The sequence below is a fragment of the Sulfitobacter sp. R18_1 genome (genome assembly GCF_017743915.1).
Lineage (GTDB): Bacteria > Pseudomonadota > Alphaproteobacteria > Rhodobacterales > Rhodobacteraceae > Sulfitobacter > Sulfitobacter faviae.
This window is the reverse complement of the sequence record NZ_JAGHRG010000015.1, coordinates 25,076-44,931: the sequence shown is the minus strand read 5'-3', so window position 1 is coordinate 44,931 and position 19,856 is coordinate 25,076. Positions and strand designations below refer to the sequence as shown.

The following is a 19,856-nucleotide window of genomic DNA, read 5'->3' as shown; positions in this document are numbered from 1 at the left end:
AAGAAGACATCACTCGACATGCCATTGCGACAACGGCTCGTTCGTCGCTTGGAGCGTTGTATGGTCTGTCCGGTTTATACCCGCAGACCGGTCACGACCCAGTCGACAATGCTTTCATGGTAGTTGGGGACGTGGCGATAGCCGAATTGTCTCAGCCGATCAGCCGAACTCTTTGACCTCGAGCATCTGCAAAACGGTGCTCCTCACCGTTTCAGCCGTGCTGCGGATAGACGCAACATCGGCGCGCACAGATCGCTTCGACAATCAGTTTGTGGCGCGCCACATTCGGAACCGTCCTTGCCCTGTTAGCTCGCGGACCAGATCCCGCGCTTCCATCCAGGCGAGGTTGCGCTGGACAGCGGCGCGGCTGGCTCCGGTCAGGGCCTCGGCCATAGGGGCAGAGACCAGGGGCCATTCGGTCAGCACTCCGCGCAGGGCTGGCGGCGTCTTGCCCGAGAGTGGGGTCATCTCGGCTTCCGCCAGCGCCGACCATGTCTCGATATCGTCGAGGTGCCGCATCGCGGTCAGGCAGGCCGTTTCCATTTTCTCGAGCCCGCGCGCCAAACGTTCAGCCGGGGGGCCGCCGGCGCGCAGCGCCCCCGCCCCACCCATGGCCAGGGGTGCGAATATTGCCCCCTCGCCCTCATGCGCGGCAATGCGCGACGCCGTGACCGCCGCTTCCATTCGGTTGCTCTGCTGTCCGAGGCCCGCGAGGCTCCAGAGGTGAAACCCCATGCAGGCACGCGTGATCGGGTGCAGGTCGGCGGCTTGCGCCATCAGGTCAAGCCACCCGCCCGCGCGATCCGCGAAGGGCTCGGCTTCATCCACCATGTTCTCGGGGTCACGGCGATCGAGGAAGGCGGACAGGTCCACGTCTGGGCCGGGACCGCCTGTAAGACGCCGCACCGCCCATCCGACACGCGCAAGCGCTGCGGTGTCGTCCTGCACGCCGGACAAGCGCATGGATATCCAGAGCGCCAGCCGATCCGGGCCAATTCGGTCGCCTGCAAACCAGCTGAGGTCTGCCGCCTCGATCAACGCAAGCCTGTGCCGCCAGCCTTCCGGGCCACGCTTCAGACGGTCGTCTAGCGCCCCGATCCGGCCGGCCACACGGGCAAGGCGGGCAGCATGGCCCGCCTCGGCACGTCGCCAATCGTCAAGAACAGCGGTCTCACGCACTTCGGCCCTAGGTCCGGGCGGCAGATAATGCGGCTCCTCTTCCATCGGACCGGGCAGGAACCACAGGTCGTCCTCAGAAGTCTCTTCAAGCTCCTCCGCATCCTCAAGAGGATCATCAAAAATATTATACTTTATACATGCTTGAGGCTCCATATGTGCAAAATATGGCATTTTTGCATTTTACCCAAGGGTTTTGTCAGGGTGCGCCTGCACACTTTATATAGCACGTGCGCGCAATGGTCTGCGAGAGCTCGCTGATCGCGCTCAGCGTAAGGGAACCAAGGGCTTTGGACTGAACAGCCCCACAGAGCCGGCACTTGCATTCGCTTACAAACGGTCGTTTAGTAGCGATACCTGAAATTGCAAACGGCCTGTTTTCATGCCCCTGATAGGCTACGCCCGCGTTTCCACTGAGGATCAGACCCCCCTGCCCTAGTCTGAGGCCCTGCAAGCTGCGGGATGCGTCGAGATCCATGAAGAGCACGCTTCAGGCAGCAATCGCGCGCGGCCGGTGCTTGCCCGGGTATTGGAGCGCATCAGCAAGGGCGACACGCTGGTTGTCGTTCGGATCGACCGGCTTGCGCGGTCTCTGTCGCACCTTCTCGAGGTGATCGAACGGTTGGAGGCCAAGGGGGCGTTCTTTCGTTCCATTCAGGACCCGATCGACACCGGATCCCCGCAAGGCAAGTTCACGCTGCAGGTTCTGGGCGCCGCGGCCGAGTTTGAGCGGGCGCTGATCCGCGAACGTACCAAGGCGGGGCTGGCGAGTGCCCGTACTAAGGGCCGGGTCGGCGGGAACCCGGGCCTACGCGCCCGCGATCCAGCGGCGCTACGCAAGGTGCGGCTCGCGCGGCAAGACGGCTACATGGAGCGGCTGAACGAGACGGCTCAAGACTGGGTGCCACATGTCCGACGACTTCGACCCGATATGGCCTGGGAAGATGTGCTTCGGATCATCAATGGCTCCCTGCCCTACGACCGCCACTGGACGCAAAGCCGACTTCTGCGCGCAGTGAAAGCCTATGTGCGCGACGGGTTTCTGCCCAATGAAGTGCTTGGTCGCGCTGGACGACGCGAAACCGACGACCGCCTGCCCGCGATTGTCGCTGGCATCAAGGGCGCGGACCCTGACATCACGCTCCAGGCGATCTGTGACCGGCTGGAATCCATGCGCGAACGCTCCCCGCGCGGACGCGCCAGCTGGCAGCCGTCTTCGGTGAAAATGCTGTTGGAGCGGGCGGAACGACTCGGCCTCATCCCGTACGAATCGAGCCAAGATCAGGTGTAGCTTCTGACCCGAATCCAAAAAATTTCACCGGGAGAAAACTCCGCAGGAGGCAGAAAGTGCCATTTGTTGCTTGGGGTTAGCTACTATTGTGCCAACTCAACAGAGTGGTGGCTCGATTCGGTTAGATCTGCATTTAATATATCTATTTCAATGACTTGCTGATTTTTTTGCGTGGCAACACCTATAGGTGCTGTGGATAACTTTTGCACTACATCTAGATTCTTCTTGCCGGACTCACTGGATCGTGGCATTCCCATTCTGACGGCAAATTGCGTCAGACACGTTGTGCGTCGTCAAAATGATCAAGAGCCTTAACAGAGGCCGAGAGCGGGCGGCAGGATATGGATGATCGAAACGTTGGATATGCGCAAGGCATAGGCTCTTCTGACATCGGCACGTTTGCCGACAATCTGGCCGAGTCCTTGGATCGGCAGATGAAGATCGCCTTCGAACCCGAAGAGCGTAAAGCCTTGCGGCGTTTCAGCTCGACCGAAGTTGCCGGTCTCCTGCGCGTAAGCACGTCTAACCTGCGCAACCGGCACAAGGACGGTAGCTTCCCGGAAGTGCATACTGATAACCGCGGGCACCGGTTCTACACAGCCCAAGAAGTGGACGAATTGCGCAACATCTTGGGGCGCACAGGAAAGAACGCCGAATCGTATCGGCCAGGTCGACGCGATGGCGACCGACTTCAGGTGCTATCGGTCGTCAATTTCAAAGGTGGTTCGTCGAAAACAACAGCGACGATTCATCTTGCACAGCGTTATGCCTTGCGCGGCTACCGTGTTTTGGTCCTGGATCTCGATCCGCAAGCAAGTTTGACCACATTTTTCGGCTTTCGGCCTGAGCTCGAGTTCGCCGAGAGCGGAACAATCTATGATGCTCTGAGATATGAGGATCAGGTTCCGCTCTCTGACGTGATCCAAAAGACCTACTTTCACAAACTCGACATGGTTCCGGCCGGCTTGATGCTCTCGGAGTACGAAACCGAGACAGCAAACGCGCTCGCCCGTCGGATGCAGCCCATTTTTGCGGAGCGCCTCGCCTTGGCACTTGAGGAGGTAGAGGCAAATTACGACATCGTACTGATCGACTGCCCTCCTCAACTCGGCTTTCTGACTCTCACGGCATTGGCGGCCTCTACAGGGCTCCTGGTGACGGTCGTGCCAGGAATGCTGGATATCGCTTCCATGAGCCAATTCCTGAAACTTGCGTCAGAAACGGTAAAGGCCGTTGAAGAAGCGATTGGACGCCGTGTGACATGGGATTTCGTCAAATTCCTGATCACAAGGTATGAGCCGTCAGATGGGCCACAGACCCAAATGGCTGGCTACCTGAGATCAATTCTCGCCGGCCAGGTCATGACTGAACCCATGCTGAAGTCTACCGCAATCTCTGACGCCGGAATGACCCAGCAAACCGTCTATGAAGTTGATCCCGGCCAGTTCATCAGGAAAACGATTGATCGCGCTCTGACCAGCGTGAACGGCGTTGCCGATGAACTGGAGCAGACGATCCAAATGGCATGGGGGCGTCGCTGATGGCCAGAAACATTTTCAACCAACCTCCGAAGGACGAAAAAGAGAGCGCGGCTCCCTCGCCTACCCTGCAAAAAACTGCAAAGCTGCCCGGCTCTGTTGGCGGTTTGCGGGACTCCTTGCGCGAAATCACGGCCAATTCGATCCGGGACATCGAACCCGGTCAGATTGACATGGATGGCCTTCGCGATCGGTTGGTGCTGGAAGATACGAGTATCGACGAGCTTGCCAAGAGCATTCGCAAGCATGGCCAACAAGTGCCGATCATGGTCCGCCCATCGGGCCAACCCGACAGATACCGCATCATCTACGGCCGCCGTAGACTGGCAGCGATCCGCAAAATCGGAGGAACGGTCAAGGCAATCGTTCGCACATTGGACGACGACGCCTCGCTTATCGCACAGGGTCAAGAAAACAACCTTCGACTTGATCCGTCTTTCATCGAAAAATCTCTGTTTATCAGAGAGATGCAGGAAATTGGGTACAAACCCGGCGTCATTCAGGATGCTTTGGGGTTAACCCGGCAAGGCGTGTCCAACCACCGGGTCGTTATCGATCAACTGCCTGATGGGCTTGTTCAGCTTATCGGGCCGGCACATGGCATCGGAAGACGGCAGTGGGGTGATTTAGCGGCCCTATCGGGAAAGGTAGACTTGGTGAATTCGGCCAAAGAGGTGATCGCCGCCCTGCCCGACGACACTCCAAGCCCCGAGAGATTTCAGGCAGTCTATTCTGCTTGCTCGCACAAGGCGCGTGCAGACAAGAAACCGACCAGTCGCGGCGTGACGTCCGTCGTCAAGAATGAGAGCGGCGACACTGTCGGAACGCTGACAGTCGATCAGAAAGCGATCGCCATCAAGATCGCCAAAAAGGACAACCCGGAATTCGGCCAGTGGCTCGAGGAACGTGCGGAAGCTACGCTTTTGCAACTCTTCGATGAGTGGCGGAATGAGAGCGGCTCTGGGTCCTAACCCAAGCCACATAGAGGAACCCGAGCAAAGGAGAAAAGCGAAGACCAGAAAGAAAAGAGCCCCCCAAAGTTTCCCCTGGAGAGCCCTCATCATTCGATTTGCACTCATGATGTAGCAACCTCCAGCAAACCGGTCAAGAGTCACCGATTCGGTGAACCGATTTTTACTGCCTTTTCCCAGATAAAATCTTGGGAGGAGACAGGGAAGCTGTGGGCCAAACGGTCATCGTGATCAAATCATGGCATTTACAAAACTATCAATCGAGGCTGCTGGTGCAGATGCATCATGCGGCTCAATTCCCGCATCTGAAATCGATATCTGGACCATCTTCCGGGCCCTGAGAGACGCGCGCAGCGTGTTCGGGCTTCGTCCTGGCCACATCCAGACCCTTCAAGCAATGCTCAGCTTTTTGAAACCTGGCAACGGCGAAACGGTATTTGCGTCCAACTACACCATTTGCCAGCGCGTTGGCGGGATCGACGAACGGACACTCCGCAGGCACATCAACCGCTTCGTTGAGCTCGGATTCATCAAGCGCAATGACAGCTCGAACCGAAAGCGCTACCGCGTACGCTCATCCGGCGGCGAGTGCATCAGTTATGGATTGTCTCTCACCCCCCTGCTCCAACGTGCGAGCGAGCTTATCGCCATCGCGCAAGAGATAGAGAATAACCGGCGCGATCGGATATTTATTCGCAAACAGATCCTTACCAAGCTCGCCCATTTGGAAGAGCATGATCCCAGCAACACGTTCATCAACCACGCACGGAAAGCTCTACGCAGGAAGCTGAGCCTCCCCGAATACCACGCTCTGCTCGCCAATACAGATGCAGAATTCCAGAGTTTATCTACCCCGGATGACCCACCTGAAACTATGGAATTGCCCGCCAATGACGGACAAACTGTCCGGCATCAATCTAAGTCTAAAAAAGAAAAAAAAGATTTAGATAGCAACACAGGCGATGAGGCCCTGAAACCAGACTTGCTTACCTCAGTCTGCGATCAGGCGACATCGTTCTCCACAGAGAGACTTAGAAACTGGTTGGACATTGAAAACCATGCTCGAACACTTGCACCCATGATGGGCATTCACCCAGAAACTTTCGAGAAAGCCAAGAATGCTGTAGGAGCTCAGAAAACGTCATGCGCGATCTTCATCATGCTACAGCTCGGAAAACGCATCAGGGATTTTGGAGCGTATTTCCACAGTATCACCCTGGGTCAAAGACAAAACCAATTTGACCCATTAGCTTTGATCAAGCGACTGTCCAAAACCAATGAGCAAACCGTCTAATGTCCACCGCGGTGGACTTCGAACGGGAAACAGCGCTTATGGCAACCACAACTGTCCAAACGCACCTAGCGGCGCGTGGTGCTTCTTCAGTTTATCTCAGACCAGCAGATGTCCACCGCGGTGGACAAGTGACACACGAGCGAGCCTTGTTGGAAATCTCGCCGGCCATGGAAGAAATATGCGGTCAGGCATTACACCCTAAATCCCTAGAGTTATTGTGGGAGGTCACCATCACCAAAAAGGTTTGGAAAGAGCCGCTCTCGATAATCCAACGGAAACGCCAGCCGAACTGGCGTCTTCGGTGAGGCAGAAGTCAGGTATCCGGCGGCGGTCAGTTTACTCAGTGTGTTGCGAGCAGTACGTTCGGACGTCTTGAGCACAATCTGCGCGTCACCACGTTCCAGTGCGCCATGCCGAAGAACCGCCGAAATCAGTTCCGGCGCTCGCTTGTCATCGATGGTATCTGCAACGAGACGACGATACCGTTGGTCCAATCCGCCGAGATCGAACAATCTTGCTGAGAAAATGATCTGGTCGAGCGTCACCTTTAGGAACCATTCACTGAACGTCTTCAGTGCCGCTTCTGACAGGTTTCCCCGTCCGTCGCGGTCTCCGCGGCGTGGGCTGTCGGCCAGATCCATCATCCGTTTGTACTCACCCCGGTCGGTCAGCCCGCGGGCCAGCCCACGCGATACGGACCAGAGCCCTTGGCCACCAATCCCCGCTGTCAGGGCCATGGCATGAGACATCAGCCTGCTGACACGGCCGTTACCATCCGGGAAAGGGTGGATGTAGTTCAGCCGGTGATGTGCAGAGGCGATCGCGATGATCCTTCCGCTCGAAGACCGCGCCGCAATCTGAAACCGTCTGTCGAAATGGTCCATGAATGCCGCAACGCGCGATGATGAGGGGGGTAGGTGGCGTCCGACCGCAACTTCCCGATCGTCATCCTGGCGCATGCGCCCCGGAACGATGGGCTCTTGTGTGCCATCGGGATGTTCGATGACCCGAAACTCGTCAGGCATCTCGTCGTAGAAGCTCTTATGGACCCAAGTCAGGAATGCGACGGATGTGGGGCGGGGCAGGGTGCCCTTGCGATGCATCTCGTCAATGGAACGCTGAACAATGACATGAGCGCGTGCCTCCAGGGCAAGAGGACGGGTTTCCTCTTCAAGCTCGGCGCCAGCCAGCGCCCTTTCGATGTCGCGGGGGCGTGTGTTGTGTCCTTCGATCAGGTTGGAGTAGTAGCAGTTCATCACGCGGACGAGATCGGCAAGCTCGGCTGCGCTGTCAGGATGCAGCCCTTGTCCCAGCCTGGTGGCTTCCCTCTGGATGTCGACCGAAAGGTCTGCGAATTCTGTAGGAATATGTTCCTCGAAGAAGCAGGGTTCGATTCTGGCGGGTGTTTCCAGCATTTTTGCCGATCTCCCATGTTTGCAAAGTAACTGAAAAATAAACACATTTCGTACTTTCAAGCAAGGTTTTGCCGATATGCGTTGCCGATCTTGCCTGCCGATCTGGAATTGCTGCATGAAATCAATGGCTTCGGCAGAAGGGCCGGGCTTTTCGGTTTTGTTGTGTGCCCAAAGGGGCCGGAAAAAGAGAAAGTGTCCTTCGGGTTTTGTGACTGACGAATGAGGGCCTTTGGGGTCCCTCAGATGGGTCCGGGCCGGATTCCGGTCTGTCGTTCCTGACGAAGGGCATTCCCATGCAAATAGGTGTCTTGCGCGTGTTGCGCGCGACCGCTGCCTCGTGGTGGCGACACAAGGAACTACGCCGAACCGGCCAGACGGGGCAGGCACAACGGCTCGAGCGCAAGACGGTCCTGCGTGATCTCGGCTATCTCAGGCAGGCGGCGACGCTGCCGAATGCCCATGTGATTTGCGGAGAGGGCGGCACGTTCATCCATCTTGGTTGGACCACCGTCTCGACCCTCGCGCCGATCGAGCGCTTTCCGTTGGCCGTTCTTGCGGTCGCTCGAGGGACGCCCTTCATCGATATCCGACCCGTCACCGATGTGATTGCCTTTGCGAACCTGCCGCGGGTGACGCGGGACGGATCGGTCGACCCTGAACCCTGGGGTCCTGGCAAGTCCGTCCCGCTGACCACCTACGTCGACATGGTCGAAGTGCTTGGTGCCAGGATCGCCAACGATCCGAGGCCCCGTCAGTCAATCTGATCACCATTCCCTCTCACCAATACTCGAAAGGAGGCCAGCCATGGCCCGATCCCGCACGCCCAAATTCGATGCCTCCGAGGTCATCACAAACGAAATCATCCGCATCATCGAGCGCGGCGTCCTGCCGTGGCGCAAGCCATGGACCGCAGGGGGCAGCTCTCGTCCCCTGCGCGTGGGCGGAGAACCCTACCAGGGGGTGAACAACTTCCTGCTTACGATGCGGACCGTGATGGCGGGCCACAGCTCGCCCTTCTGGATGACGTTGCCGCAGGCCAATGCGTTGGACGCAAAGGTCCGCAAGGGCGAGAAATCCTCTGTCGTCGTCTATTACGGCCAAAGCCGGAAAGACGCGGGCGGCGAGGACGACCGCAGCGATAGCGATGATCGCTCCGAGGAAGCCCGCATCTTCCGCTTCCAGAAATCCTATCGCGTATTCAACGCCTGCCAGATCGAGGGTTTGCCGGATAGCTTCCATCCCGAGCCGGACCCGGTGCCTGAACATCCCCCGTCCGAGCCCATCCCGCACATGCAGGCGTTTTTCGATGCCATCGACATCACGACCGTCTTCACGGGGACGGAGGCGTACTATTTTCCGCCCGTGGACAAGGTCTACATGCCATCCATCACGCGGTTCCAGGACCCGCGCAATTTCTACGGGGTCTGGGCCCATGAGCTGGCCCATGCCACGAAGGCCCCCCATCGACTGAACCGTGATTTCGGGTTCTCGAAGTTTGGCATCACCTCCTACGCGCGCGAGGAGATCGTCGCAGAACTGACCTCGGTGTTCCTGGGTCAGACGCTCGGCTTCACCGCGCATACGCTCGAGATGAATGCCGCCTACCTCCACAACTGGTTGCGCGTTCTTCGGTCGGACAAGGGCGCGATCTTCCGGCACGCCGCGGACGCGCAGCGCGCTTGCGACTACCTGATCGCCAGATCGGAGACGGGCAGGGCAGGGCGCAGCGCCGAGGCCGCCTGACAGATCTATTGCTGCGAAGCGGAATATGGCCGCTTTGAGTCCAATATCACATCGAATGCGTGACCGAAATTCAGGCTAGGTCACACCAGAAACTTTGCGAACTGCATCGAGGAACAGTCCGAACGGTCGGCTGACTGCGAACATCAGCACAGCGGTTGATACAAGAAGCAAAACAATTTCGCTTCGGTCAGCTCCAACGAAAAACAGCACTACGGCATAAACGGGCAATTGGAACGACAAGAAGGCGAGCCCGTCGATCAGAGTTTTGCTCCAAGAAACCGTGGGCTTGGTTGTGCTAAAAAACCAGTCTCGCCAGAGTCCGTACGGTCGCCCTGTGAACAGCATGAGCGGTATCATTGTCAGTCGCGTCTTCAGAACTTCGCCGGGCTCCATACCTGCGACGGGCATTGCCAACTTGCCGTCGCCTGCGGTGGAGTTTAGGCGGCCGTCATGAGGATACCAGCTGAGATGCCCCGCCTGAAAGGTTTCAGGTTCCCCCGCGAAGTCGTCGCTTACGCCGTGTGGGTCTACCACCGGTTCGCGGTGAGCACGGCTGATGTAGAGGATCTGCTCGCCGAGCGAGGCATAATCGTCAGCCGGGAGACCGTTCGTAAATGGGTGAACCGGTTTGGCCGCCATTTCGCAGATTGCATCAAGCGCGACCGGCCCGCTGCAACAGATAAGTGGCACCTCGATGAAGTTGTCGTGCCAATCAATGGCGCAAAGATATGGTTGTGGCGGGCTGTGGATGGGAGCGGGGATGTGCTCGATATTCTGGTGCAGCCAAGGCGAAACGCCAAAGCGGCCAGGCGCTTCTTGCGGCGACTGATCGCCCGTTTTGGCCAACCCCGCGTTATCATCACGGACAAGTTGCGCAGCTATATCAAACCGATCCGTCAGCTGGCGCCGGACGCCGACCACCGCGCCCACAAAGGGATCAATAACAGGATCGAGGGCTCGCACCGACCAACCCGGAAGCGAGAGAAGCTCATGGGCCGGTTCAAATCGCCCCGGCAGGCACAGAGATTTTTGGCTGCCCATGATCAAATCAACACCGTCTTTCGACCCCGCCGTTATCAACTCTCCGCAATCTCATACCGCCACGCCAGGACCGACGCTTTCGGCCTCTGGGAAGACTATGCTGCCGAAATGACCGCTTGACCGGCAAGGATCTCACTCCTCTCAATCAGGTGAAAATAAGTTGGCAATCCCAACAATTATAACAGACATCCTAAACCCTTCTGAGTCGCTCTGATCATTGCTATCTAGCTTGCGTGAAAAGCCTCAGCCTGTGAAGAAACAGATAATCTCCAAATCGCGAGCTATAGCAATTCTTCGCCCTGCGGCTCGCAGCGGCCTCATTGTTGAGCCAACTCGTATGTTTAAACCGGTCTTCGAATAGTCGGGCTACTTTGGAAATAGTAAATTTTCAAGTTCCTGTTTCCGATTGCTGGTGGTCCCGTTTCAGGAGCTTCAACCGGATCGGCAGAAAGGAATGCCGCGTTGGCAAATTGACCGCGGACATTTTTAGATGCTGGGTAGATAACCGGCTCGGCATCCGGGCTCAGCCACATGCAAGCCGGGATATGATCCGACACGCTTTCACGCCCCTAAGCATGGGTGACGCCCAGAACTTGATGCGGGAATTCCAGCCTACCGCTGGCCTGAATAGGAAGGTTCACGCCGCGAGGCGTCCAGAAATTATCATAGAGGTTGGCGATGAGTCCGTTTTCCGAGCTGCGCGTAGTGCCGCCTACGCTTATCACAGGTGCCGCGTTATGGCTGACTGGGCCTCATACCGGGTTCGTCGGAGTCAGGTTGAAATCGCCCGCAAAGAAGGTCTGGTTGCCTTCAAAGCTCTCATTCAGCCAAACGAGGTAGGAACGTAGGGTAAGCGTTCCCCCCGATCGTTCAGCAACCGATTTCCCATATTTTAAATATACCGCGTCCAAGACGAAGTTAAACCCATCGGCGGTCTCGAAGTGCGCAGAGATGGGCTCTCGCACGAAGACTTCGCGATCATCCAGATAGACAACAGCGTTATCGACCTAGGTTACTCGTCCTGTGCAGTAAAGGAAGGCGTAGAACACTTTGTAGGAGGCATGGAATAACAAAGCGTCCCATCGCGCAGGTCTTAGCCCTGAGCGCCTAGAACAGCTGATCCGCGCCTTTTACGGTCATGACTTCTTGAACTGGGATCAAGCCAAATTGGCTCACTACTTGTACGACCGCGGTCAAATACCTTCCCTTAACCCATCCTAGATCTTCGATATGCTAACTTGTAATAATGGCGTCCGCATAGACCGGGCAGGAAAGCTGAAATACAAAGTAGAGTTACAAAAAACTTTCGGATGGTAGTATCCGGTATTATTTTTCCCAGGCGCGAGATAACTTCTTCCTACCGTCTTCCGCGCGGGGCAGGGGCCGCAGAAACGAGATAACGGCGGGAGAAGAGGTTACATGATGGCTGTTCTTAGCCCAAGATCGGCCTCCATTGACCGAGACTTAGCGTTGGCATATATTGCCAAAAAAGGAGACCTGACCCATGGTGACACGCAACGTTGTCCTGACCGAAACCCAAGACCATCTGGTTCAAGCACTGGTGGCGTGCGGGCGCTACCAGAATGTGAGTGAAGCCATGCGCGCTGGCCTGAGGCTGCTCGAGCAGGAAGAGGCGCAGATCACGGGCATCCGCAAAAGTCTTCTCGAAGGTCTGGCGCAGGCCAAGGCAGGTGATCTTGCTGAAGGCCGTGGCAAAGATGCGATCCGTAGGGCCTTTGCGACTGCGCGCGCGCGTTTATGAGCCGATCCTTCCGGCTGACCCGACGTGCGGAAGCAAGCCTCACTGAAATCGCCAGATGGACGATCGAAACTTTCGGGTTGCGCCAAGCAGAGCTTTACGAAGCCGAATTGCTCAACCGCTGTGAAAGTATTCTGAATGGCCAAGCCCATAGCCGGAGTTGCGCAGTTCTCGTTGATGATGCTGAAGACCTGCGGTTCATAAGGGCAGGGGAGCATTTCTTGGTCTTTCTGGATCGATCGGACGAGGTCATCATCGTGGATATACTCCATTCCCGCAGCGATCTGCCTCGCCTTGTTGCCTCACTTTCGGCTTTGCAATCCGAAGACACCTGATCCACGTCACAACCCGGCTGCTTTCGTCAGGTTCACTCGGAACCGGTCGCGCCGGCGTTGATAACGGCGGGTCATTTCTGCCGAAGCGTGCCCGAGCTGCTTCTGGACATAGCGTTCATCAACCTCTGCCGAACTGGCGAGGCCGGCACGCAGCGAATGACCAGAAAACAGTGCGAGCCGGTCCTTCTCAGGCAAGTCGGACCGAATTTTAGCGTCCAGGACTGTGCGCTTGATCAGGCGTGCGATATGTCTGTCTGTGAACAAGCATGCAATTTTGACCCCGTAGAGGGGTGATCGGCGTCCAAAAATGACCCCCTTACACTGATGTGGATAATGCCCCCGAGGCTATCGGGGAGCACAGTGTGGGATGTTGGTTGTGGAGAGGATTGCGAAGATCCGGTGGGCGTATTTTCAGGACAAGAAGCCGATTAAGCAGATTTGCCGGGAGTTACGGGTATCGCGGAACACGGTGCGCAAGGTAATCCGATCCGGTGTGACGGAGCTCACCTACGAGCGGACGGTCCAGCCGCAGCCGAAGATTGGGCCCTGGAAAGACAAGCTCGACGAGATGCTGGCGGTGAACGCGCGCAAGCCCAAGCGTGAGAGGCTGACCCGGATCAGGATCTTCGAAGAACTCAGAGCCCTCGGATATGACGGCGGCTACGATGCCGTCCGGCGCTACGCGGCCTCATGGTCCAAGGAGGAACAGGAGGCGTCGGCCGCTGCCTATGTGCCGCTGACCTTCGATCCTGGTGAGGCCTATCAGTTTGACTGGAGCCATGAAGTCGTTGTGATCGATGGCGCGACGACAACAGTGAAGGTGGCGCACGTCCGCCTTTGCCATAGCCGAATGCTGTTCGTGCGAGCCTACCCGCGCGAGACACAGGAGATGGTTTTCGACGCCCACGACAAGGCCTTTGCCTTCTTTGGCGGAGCCTGCGCTCGGGGGATTTATGACAACATGAAGACGGCGGTAGATACAATCTTTGTCGGTCGCGACCGCGCCTACAATCGCCGGTTCCAGCAGATGTGCGGGCATTACTTGGTCGATCCCGTCGCTTGCACCCCCGCCTCGGGCTGGGAGAAGGGGCAGGTCGAAAACCAGGTCGGCGTTGTCCGGCGACGGTTCTTCGTCCCGCGACCGAAGTTCAAAAGCTATGCCGAACTCAACGCTTGGCTTGAAGACCGGTGCGTTGCCTGGGCCAAGTCCAACCCGCACCCCGAACTCCGGGATCGGACAACTTGGGAGGTGTTCGAGCAAGAACGCGCCAGCTTGGTGCCGTATGTCGGCCCCTTCAATGGCTTCCACGCGCTGCCTGCCTCGGTGTCCAAAACCTGCCTCGTTCGGTTCGACAAGAACCGCTACTCGGTGGATGGCCGAGCCGTCGGTCGCCCAGTTGAGATCCGTGCTTATGCTGAGCGGGTCGAGTTCTGGCAGGAAGGGAAGATTGTGGGGCAGCACGACCGAGCCTTCGGCCGCGACAAGGCGATTTACAACCCGCTGCATTACATCCCTGTTCTGGCTCGCAAACCTGGCGCGCTCAGGAATGGCGCGCCTTTAAGGACTGGGAGCTGCCGCCAGCAATCAGGCGTGTGCAGCGCAAGCTTGGGAAGGTGCCGAACGGCGGCCGCCAGATGGTTCAGATCCTGAGCATGATCCCGACTGACGGGCTGGATGCCGTGGATGCCGCTTGTGCCGAAGCCCTGAATGAAGGGGCTCCCGCCGCCTCAGTCATCATCAACATCTTGGCCCGACGTCGTGAGCCGCCGCCGCCGATGACCATTGATACGCCGGACGCGTTGCGGCTGACTTGCCAGCCCGTGGCCGATTGCCAACGTTACGACAGCCTCAGGAGACCCGACCATGGAAAGATCACAAGTGCTGGATGCGATGAGCCATCTGAAGCTCTACGGCATGAAAGCCGCCTACGATGAGATCATCACGACAGCAGTGAAGCGTCAGCACGAACCACAACAGATCGTCGGCGACCTCTTGAACGCCGAGATCAGCGAGAAGCAGGCGCGTTCGATCAGATACCAGATGAGGATTGCCAAACTACCACTGGCCAAGGAGGTCGATGAGTTCAGCTTCGAGAACACGCCGGTCAACGAGACGCTGGTGCGCGATTTGGCCTCCGGAGAGTTCCTTGAACATCAACGCAACGTCGTGCTGATCGGCGGCACCGGGACCGGCAAATCCCATCTTGCCGTGAGCATCGCCAGGGCCTGCATCCGCCGTGGTAAGCGCGGCCGCTTCTTCAACGTCGTCGACCTTGTGAACAAACTCGACGCCGAAGCCCGCGCAGATCGCCAGGGGCGCACTGCGGATCTCTTATGCCGCCTCGACTTTCTGATCCTCGACGAACTCGGCTATCTACCCTTCGCACAGACAGGCGGCCAGCTGCTCTTCCACCTCGTCAGTCGCCTCTACGAGCGCACGTCCATCATCGTGACGACCAACCTCGACTTCGGTGAGTGGCCATCAGTCTTCGGAGACGCCAAGATGACGACAGCACTGCTCGATCGCCTTACCCACCACTGCGACATCGTCGAAACCGGCAACGAGAGCTGGCGCTTCAAGACCCGCGAATGACCTAAACCCCGCTGGCCCGATACGGCTGCGCTGTATGAAGGCTACACCGCATCGGGCCAGCTACCGAGCGCTCCGATGGGGGTCATTTTTGGATGCCGATAGGGGGTCAAGATTGCCTGCCGATTGACACGCCTGACGATGGATGCGCCCTTCGGCAGTTGGGGAACCCAAACCCTGATTGCGGGGCTGACACATGAGGCTCTGATCGCACCTTGGGTGATCAAAGGCGCGATGGATGGTCCAGCCTTCGCGGCCTATGTGCAAAAGGTCCTGATCCCTGAGATCGCGCCAGGCACGGCAGTCGTTCTCGACAACCTCGCGACCCATCGCAACAAAGAAGCCGCTGCGGCGCTCAAGGCTCATGGATGCTGGTTCCTCTATCTGCCGCCATATTCGCCAGATCTGAACCCGATTGAGTTGGCTTTCTCTAAATTGAAGTCTCACCTCAGACGCATCAGTGCGCGATCATTCACCTCGGTGTTCGAAGCCCTTGGCGATATCTGCGCAATGTACTCCCCGCAGGAGTGTTCAAACTACTTTCAGGCTGCCGGCTATGCCTCAGGTTAAATTAGAAATGCTTTAAACTGGGCGATTGCATTTGCGAACTACCCAAATTTCAACGGCGTCACGGTGCGAAACCTGCCTGTCAGAAAACGAATCCCTACATTCCCGAAATTCGCAGTTGCAGCGAAGATGTTCTCTACAAAAAGGGCGGATTGCAGACATTCGCTGCGCTTGGCGCCAAAGGCAGCTTCGCGGACTTTGCTGCCGTTCGCTGCGGACGCACAGTTTCCGTTTCAGTTGAGAAGACCTCTTGGAGAAAGCGCCGAAAACCAGACCTTCGCTGCGGTTGCAAGACAGCCGACGGCGGCACCAATAGCAGACGCTCGCCAGACGCATTTGAGTTCTCCAATCATGGCCTCCGTTTGCTGACCGGAAGTTAGCCCTGCGCGCTCAAATACGCACAGTTTGGCAATTCTCTGAACCCTTGCGTTCCTAAAACATGGAACCGATATCCGATGCCCCCGTGGGATAGGCGGCCGGCATCGTCTTTACCTGGTCAACCGTAAGCCCCAACTTAATCGCCAGAGAAAAGATATTGATGAGTTCCGCGTAGTCCGGACCAAACATATGCGCGCCCAAGATTTTACCATTCTTGTCAGAGATGATCTTGGCACCTGCATGGGTCTCTCCCAATCGTTTCTGAGAGAACCAGTCGGATGTATCTGTGAATGATACCTCCACATCACCAGTCTCACGTGCTTCTTCCTCCAACATACCAACTCGGGCGAGTTCCGGAATGGTGAACGCCACGCTGGGGACGCCGGTATAGTCAGGTGCGGTTTGTTTGTTCTTCAGCATGTTTGACACGGCAATCTTGCCTTCGAAAACAGCCACCGGGGTCAATGGTTTCCCCGGGGAGGCCGCGGCATCACCAGCGGCATATACGCGTGGGTTAAATGTGGACTGGAGCCATGCTTCGACTTTGACGCCGCCTTGCTCAGTCTCAATGCCCGCAGCGCTTAGATCTAAGCAATCGACGGCAGGCACGCGCCCCGCGGCATGGACCACAAGGTCCGCCTCTTTGACATATGATTTGCCATCGACGCTATAGGTGACGCGCTCTACGTCACCCGCAGAGTCAATTCGGTCGGGCGCTGCATTGGCGATGATCTCAATCCCGACAGCACGGCTCCGCTCCAGCAGCATACCGACAAGAGCGGGGTCGAACATCTTCAGCTGCTGCTTGCCATGATCAAGAATGGTGACCTTGGCACCTGCTCGGGCAGCAATGTGGGCAAACTCGAAAGAGATGTATCCACCGCCCACGAATACGATGCGTTCGGGCAGGTTCGGCAGGTTCAAAAACTCGGTGCTGTCGATGAGCCGTTCGGCGCCGGGAAAGTCCAGAGGTCGCGGTTTGGCGCCTGTTGCGATCAATGCATGCTTGAAGGTAAACGCACCATGGCCTTCGATCTCAATCCGATCCTCTGCGGTAAAGCGCGCCGACCCATGCAGCGTTTTCACGCCAGCTTTCTTCAACCCGTTTTCCATGTTCTCCGGCACCGGATCGGTGAAGCTTTCTTTGTGTTTCATGAGCGCTGGCCAGTCGATCCGCGGGTCACCTGCAACGCCCTTGCCCTTGAGCAAACGAGCTGCGTCGATCGCCTCAGCCCCGGCCCTCAGCATTTTCTTCGGGTCGCAGCCCCGCAGCGCACAGGTGCCACCGTAGGGCAGTTCGTCCACAATGGCGGCGGACCATCCAGCCCCGGCTGCTTTTTTCGCGGCGTTGATCCCGGCCATGCCGGCGCCGATGACGATCAGATCAAGTGATTTGGTCATGAAGTGTCCTTGTAGTCGAGAGGCTGGAAGGCGTGTGTTTCAAGTTCAACGATATCGGCCAAGTATCCGTTCACTGAGCCACCAAATCCCGGTCGCGCCGACGCCGATCGTGAGCCCAAGCCAACGCCAACCGTCGCTGCCCAGTGGCAGCACGCCGACGCCGTAGGCCAACACCGGCAGCGCCATCACCAGTAGGAACGGCCCGGTGTAGCGGCAATGCACCCGGCCACAGCGCCGGGCATTGCGCAGGCAGGCGACGCCCATCCAAGCAAGTGCGACGACCCAGATTGCTGTTTTGGGGCCATCGGCAAGTGGGATCGCCAGAAGCATCGCGGCTATGGGAAGGCCCCACGCGAGCAGGCTGCCACGCCGGGTGCTCAGCCAATCATGGGTGGAGGGATCTGCCATGCCTTTACCCCGCGCAACAAGACAGGGCGGCCACGTCCTTCTCGAAAGTCTGTGCCGCCAGCTTCAAACCCTCGACGGTGGTCAGATAGGGCATGATCGTGTCGCCAAGCTCTTCGTAGGTCAGTCCTGCCTTCAGTGCCATCGCTGCGGTCTGGATGCTGTCGGCACCCTCCGGTGCGAGGATCTGTGCGCCGAGCAGCCGTTTGCTTCCCGCTTCGGCCACCAGCTTGATCAACCCGCGTGTGTCGCGGGCCGCTAAGGCCCGTGGCACGGCATCCAGCGGCAGAACGGAGGTCAGCACTTCATGGCCAGCAGCGCGGGCCTGCGCTTCGCTGAGACCGACGCCTGCCACCTGCGGATCGGAAAACACGACCCAAGGCATGGTGGCATTGTCATAGCTGCGGGTCTCACCCGCCACCGCATTGCGCGCCGCGATCTTGGCGCCATAGGCGGCCATATAGACAAACTGGTCACGGCCCGTGACATCGCCCGCCGCCCAGATATTTTGATTGCCGGTGCGCATTTGAGGATCGGTCTGAATGCCGCCCCGCGCATCCACTGCAACTCCAGCAGCCGCGAGGTTCAGCCCGTCTGTGTTTGGCACACGGCCGGTTGCGCGCACGAGCCGTTCCGATGTCAGTGCTTGGCCATCCGAGAGATGCAGCGTGATTTGGTTGTCACCGTTCGAAATGCGATCATAGCCATTAGCGCGCACCACACGGATGCCCTCATCGCCCAAGTAACCTGCCAGCGCCTCTGACACTTCCGGTTCTGCCTCGGGCAAGACACCTCGGCGGCTGACCAGCGTCACGGCAACACCGGCTCGCGCAAAAAGCTGCGCCAGTTCCACGCCGATGTAGCCTGCTCCAAGGACGATCATGGAGGCCGGAAGAGCGCTCAGTTCCAGTGCTGTTGTGCTGTCGAGGGTGTCGACGTCCTCGATCCCCGGGATTGCAGGCACATGGGGGCGAGAGCCCGTGGCAATGATGACCTTTGCTGCCGGGAAGAGACTGCCATCAACCGTCAACTTGCCATCATCATTGAATGTCGCGCGGCCTTCGACGTAGGCGACATTCTCATGCCGGGGCAGAACATCTGCATATTTCGCCGCACGCAATTCTTCGACCAACGCCTGTTTTTGCGCGACAGTCGCCGCCCAGTCGGTCATGTGGGCTTCAGCCTCTATCCCATCAAACCGAGCCGCAGCACCCGCATGATGCAGGCTCTCAACCGCGCGGATCAACGCCTTGGACGGCACGCAGCCCACGTTGACACAGGTGCCACCAATGGTGCCCGCGCCGATGAGCGCCACCCGCGCGCCGGTTTCAGCCGCAGTGATGGCGGCAGAAAAGCCTGCGGAACCGGCGCCGATCACGGCAAGGTCATAAGATTTCCTCTGGGGGGATTTAGTGTCTTTCATGATGATCTCTCTGAATCGCGGCGCTTCCAAAGCGCGTAAATTGTGATGCCGATGAAGATGGCGAGCGCCGGCAACAGCACGTAATCAAGCCAGCCCAGCAGAGCCGACAGCCCAACAGCGCCGAACAGGATCACCAGCACGGGCGTGAAACAGCAAAGGGCGACGATGACCGTGCCAATGAGCCCAAACTTGAGCAGGCCACTCTGGGTGTCGGAACCCTCCACGCCGCTCACGATCCGCTCTCTGCATCCAAGGCAGCGCGATAGCCGACGGCCGTCACAGCGGCGACAATGGCCTGCGGGTCTGTCAGCGCATCATCGTAGCGTAGAACATAGAGGCCATTTTCTGCCTCGCCTGCGATAAACTCATGCACTTCGACGCTGTCCAAGCGCTTCATGGCAGTGGCGACGATATAGCTGCAAGAGGGGCAAGTGAGCCCCTCAACAGCAATGCGCGTAGTCGCTTCTGCGGCCAATGTTGCGCTGGCAGAGAGGATAAGCGCAGCGGTAGAGATGAGCAGCTTCATAGG

At 58.0% G+C, this 19,856-nt stretch carries 18 protein-coding genes and 3 pseudogenes; 12 read left to right on the top strand and 9 right to left on the bottom strand.

Annotation, left to right across the window (positions count from 1 at the left end):
* Window positions 1-264 precede the first annotated feature (264 nt).
* Window positions 265-1,332, bottom strand: coding sequence for a hypothetical protein (locus J7392_RS22340; RefSeq protein WP_065324511.1), 1,068 nt, complete (start codon window positions 1,330-1,332; stop codon window positions 265-267).
* Between the two features lie 226 nt (window positions 1,333-1,558).
* Here J7392_RS22340 and J7392_RS22335 point away from each other — a divergent pair.
* From J7392_RS22335 to repC, 4 genes and pseudogenes are all read left to right on the top strand, one after another.
* A pseudogene (locus tag J7392_RS22335) lies at window positions 1,559-2,467 on the top strand (recombinase family protein).
* A 341-nt stretch (window positions 2,468-2,808) separates the two neighbouring features.
* Window positions 2,809-4,008: a plasmid partitioning protein RepA gene (gene repA / locus J7392_RS22330; protein WP_067939622.1), complete on the top strand. Its 1,200-nt coding sequence runs from the start codon at window positions 2,809-2,811 to the stop codon at window positions 4,006-4,008.
* On the top strand, window positions 4,008-4,976 hold the full coding sequence (repB, locus tag J7392_RS22325; protein WP_247744726.1) for a plasmid partitioning protein RepB: 969 nt from the start codon (window positions 4,008-4,010) through the stop codon (window positions 4,974-4,976). The genes repA and repB overlap by 1 nt, the downstream gene beginning before the upstream one ends.
* A 238-nt stretch (window positions 4,977-5,214) precedes the next feature.
* The gene (repC, locus tag J7392_RS22320) at window positions 5,215-6,270 is read left to right on the top strand and encodes a plasmid replication protein RepC (protein ID WP_067937703.1); all 1,056 of its coding nucleotides are present in this window, start codon (window positions 5,215-5,217) and stop codon (window positions 6,268-6,270) included.
* Between the two features lie 212 nt (window positions 6,271-6,482).
* Here repC and J7392_RS22315 read toward each other — a convergent pair whose 3' ends face one another.
* On the bottom strand, window positions 6,483-7,685 hold the full coding sequence (locus J7392_RS22315) for a Fic family protein (RefSeq protein WP_209219510.1): 1,203 nt from the start codon (window positions 7,683-7,685) through the stop codon (window positions 6,483-6,485).
* A gap of 293 nt (window positions 7,686-7,978) precedes the next feature.
* Here J7392_RS22315 and J7392_RS22310 point away from each other — a divergent pair, with 293 nt between their 5' ends.
* Window positions 7,979-8,449: a hypothetical protein gene (locus tag J7392_RS22310; protein ID WP_209219494.1), complete on the top strand. Its 471-nt coding sequence runs from the start codon at window positions 7,979-7,981 to the stop codon at window positions 8,447-8,449.
* Between the two features lie 40 nt (window positions 8,450-8,489).
* The gene (locus J7392_RS22305; protein ID WP_209219493.1) at window positions 8,490-9,428 is read left to right on the top strand and encodes a zincin-like metallopeptidase domain-containing protein; all 939 of its coding nucleotides are present in this window, start codon (window positions 8,490-8,492) and stop codon (window positions 9,426-9,428) included.
* A 75-nt stretch (window positions 9,429-9,503) separates the two neighbouring features.
* Here J7392_RS22305 and alaE read toward each other — a convergent pair whose 3' ends face one another.
* Entirely contained in the window at window positions 9,504-9,821 is a 318-nt protein-coding gene (gene alaE, locus J7392_RS22300; RefSeq protein WP_280634625.1) for an L-alanine exporter AlaE, read from the bottom strand.
* A 57-nt stretch (window positions 9,822-9,878) separates the two neighbouring features.
* Here alaE and J7392_RS22295 point away from each other — a divergent pair, with 57 nt between their 5' ends.
* The 3 genes from J7392_RS22295 to J7392_RS22285 all read left to right on the top strand — a co-directional run bounded on the left by J7392_RS22295 (window position 9,879) and on the right by J7392_RS22285 (window position 12,563).
* Window positions 9,879-10,589 (top strand): IS6 family transposase, encoded by a 711-nt coding sequence (locus J7392_RS22295; RefSeq protein ID WP_209219476.1) that lies wholly within the window; start codon window positions 9,879-9,881, stop codon window positions 10,587-10,589.
* Window positions 10,590-11,973: 1,384 nt separating this feature from the next.
* Window positions 11,974-12,231, top strand: a complete 258-nt coding sequence (locus J7392_RS22290) for a type II toxin-antitoxin system ParD family antitoxin (protein ID WP_209219491.1) — start codon at window positions 11,974-11,976, stop codon at window positions 12,229-12,231.
* Entirely contained in the window at window positions 12,228-12,563 is a 336-nt protein-coding gene (locus J7392_RS22285; protein WP_209219490.1) for a type II toxin-antitoxin system RelE/ParE family toxin, read from the top strand. Before J7392_RS22290 ends, J7392_RS22285 begins: the two co-directional genes overlap by 4 nt.
* A 6-nt stretch (window positions 12,564-12,569) precedes the next feature.
* Here the strand turns inward: J7392_RS22285 and J7392_RS22280 are convergent.
* Window positions 12,570-12,818, bottom strand: a pseudogene (locus tag J7392_RS22280) (tyrosine-type recombinase/integrase); the annotation flags it as partial.
* Window positions 12,819-12,930: 112 nt separating this feature from the next.
* Here J7392_RS22280 and istA point away from each other — a divergent pair.
* From istA to J7392_RS22265, 3 genes and pseudogenes are all read left to right on the top strand, one after another.
* Window positions 12,931-14,498 (top strand): annotated as a pseudogene (istA, locus tag J7392_RS22275) (IS21 family transposase).
* Window positions 14,428-15,156 carry an IS21-like element ISPkr1 family helper ATPase IstB gene (istB, locus tag J7392_RS22270; protein ID WP_209219489.1) on the top strand — a complete coding sequence of 243 codons (729 nt, stop codon included), beginning with the start codon at window positions 14,428-14,430 and terminating at the stop codon, window positions 15,154-15,156. The pseudogene istA and the gene istB overlap by 71 nt, the downstream one beginning before the upstream one ends.
* 123 nt (window positions 15,157-15,279) lie before the next feature.
* Window positions 15,280-15,723: a transposase gene (locus J7392_RS22265; RefSeq protein ID WP_209219488.1), complete on the top strand. Its 444-nt coding sequence runs from the start codon at window positions 15,280-15,282 to the stop codon at window positions 15,721-15,723.
* A gap of 429 nt (window positions 15,724-16,152) precedes the next feature.
* Here the strand turns inward: J7392_RS22265 and J7392_RS22260 are convergent, their stop codons facing one another.
* From J7392_RS22260 to J7392_RS22240, 5 genes are read right to left on the bottom strand one after another with little or no spacing between them, the layout of a single operon-like run.
* A complete protein-coding gene (locus J7392_RS22260) occupies window positions 16,153-17,499 on the bottom strand; it encodes an NAD(P)/FAD-dependent oxidoreductase (protein WP_209219487.1) in 1,347 nt (448 codons plus the stop codon).
* Between the two features lie 45 nt (window positions 17,500-17,544).
* Complete coding sequence (locus tag J7392_RS22255) at window positions 17,545-17,907, bottom strand: hypothetical protein (protein WP_209219486.1); 363 nt, start codon at window positions 17,905-17,907, stop codon at window positions 17,545-17,547.
* Between the two features lie 4 nt (window positions 17,908-17,911).
* Complete coding sequence (gene merA / locus J7392_RS22250; RefSeq protein WP_209219485.1) at window positions 17,912-19,327, bottom strand: mercury(II) reductase; 1,416 nt, start codon at window positions 19,325-19,327, stop codon at window positions 17,912-17,914.
* Window positions 19,324-19,560 (bottom strand): mercury resistance system transport protein MerF, encoded by a 237-nt coding sequence (merF, locus tag J7392_RS22245; RefSeq protein ID WP_242406962.1) that lies wholly within the window; start codon window positions 19,558-19,560, stop codon window positions 19,324-19,326. The genes merA and merF overlap by 4 nt, the downstream gene beginning before the upstream one ends.
* Window positions 19,557-19,853, bottom strand: coding sequence for a heavy-metal-associated domain-containing protein (locus J7392_RS22240; protein WP_209219484.1), 297 nt, complete (start codon window positions 19,851-19,853; stop codon window positions 19,557-19,559). Before J7392_RS22240 ends, merF begins: the two co-directional genes overlap by 4 nt.
* Between the last annotated feature and the right edge of the window lie 3 nt (window positions 19,854-19,856).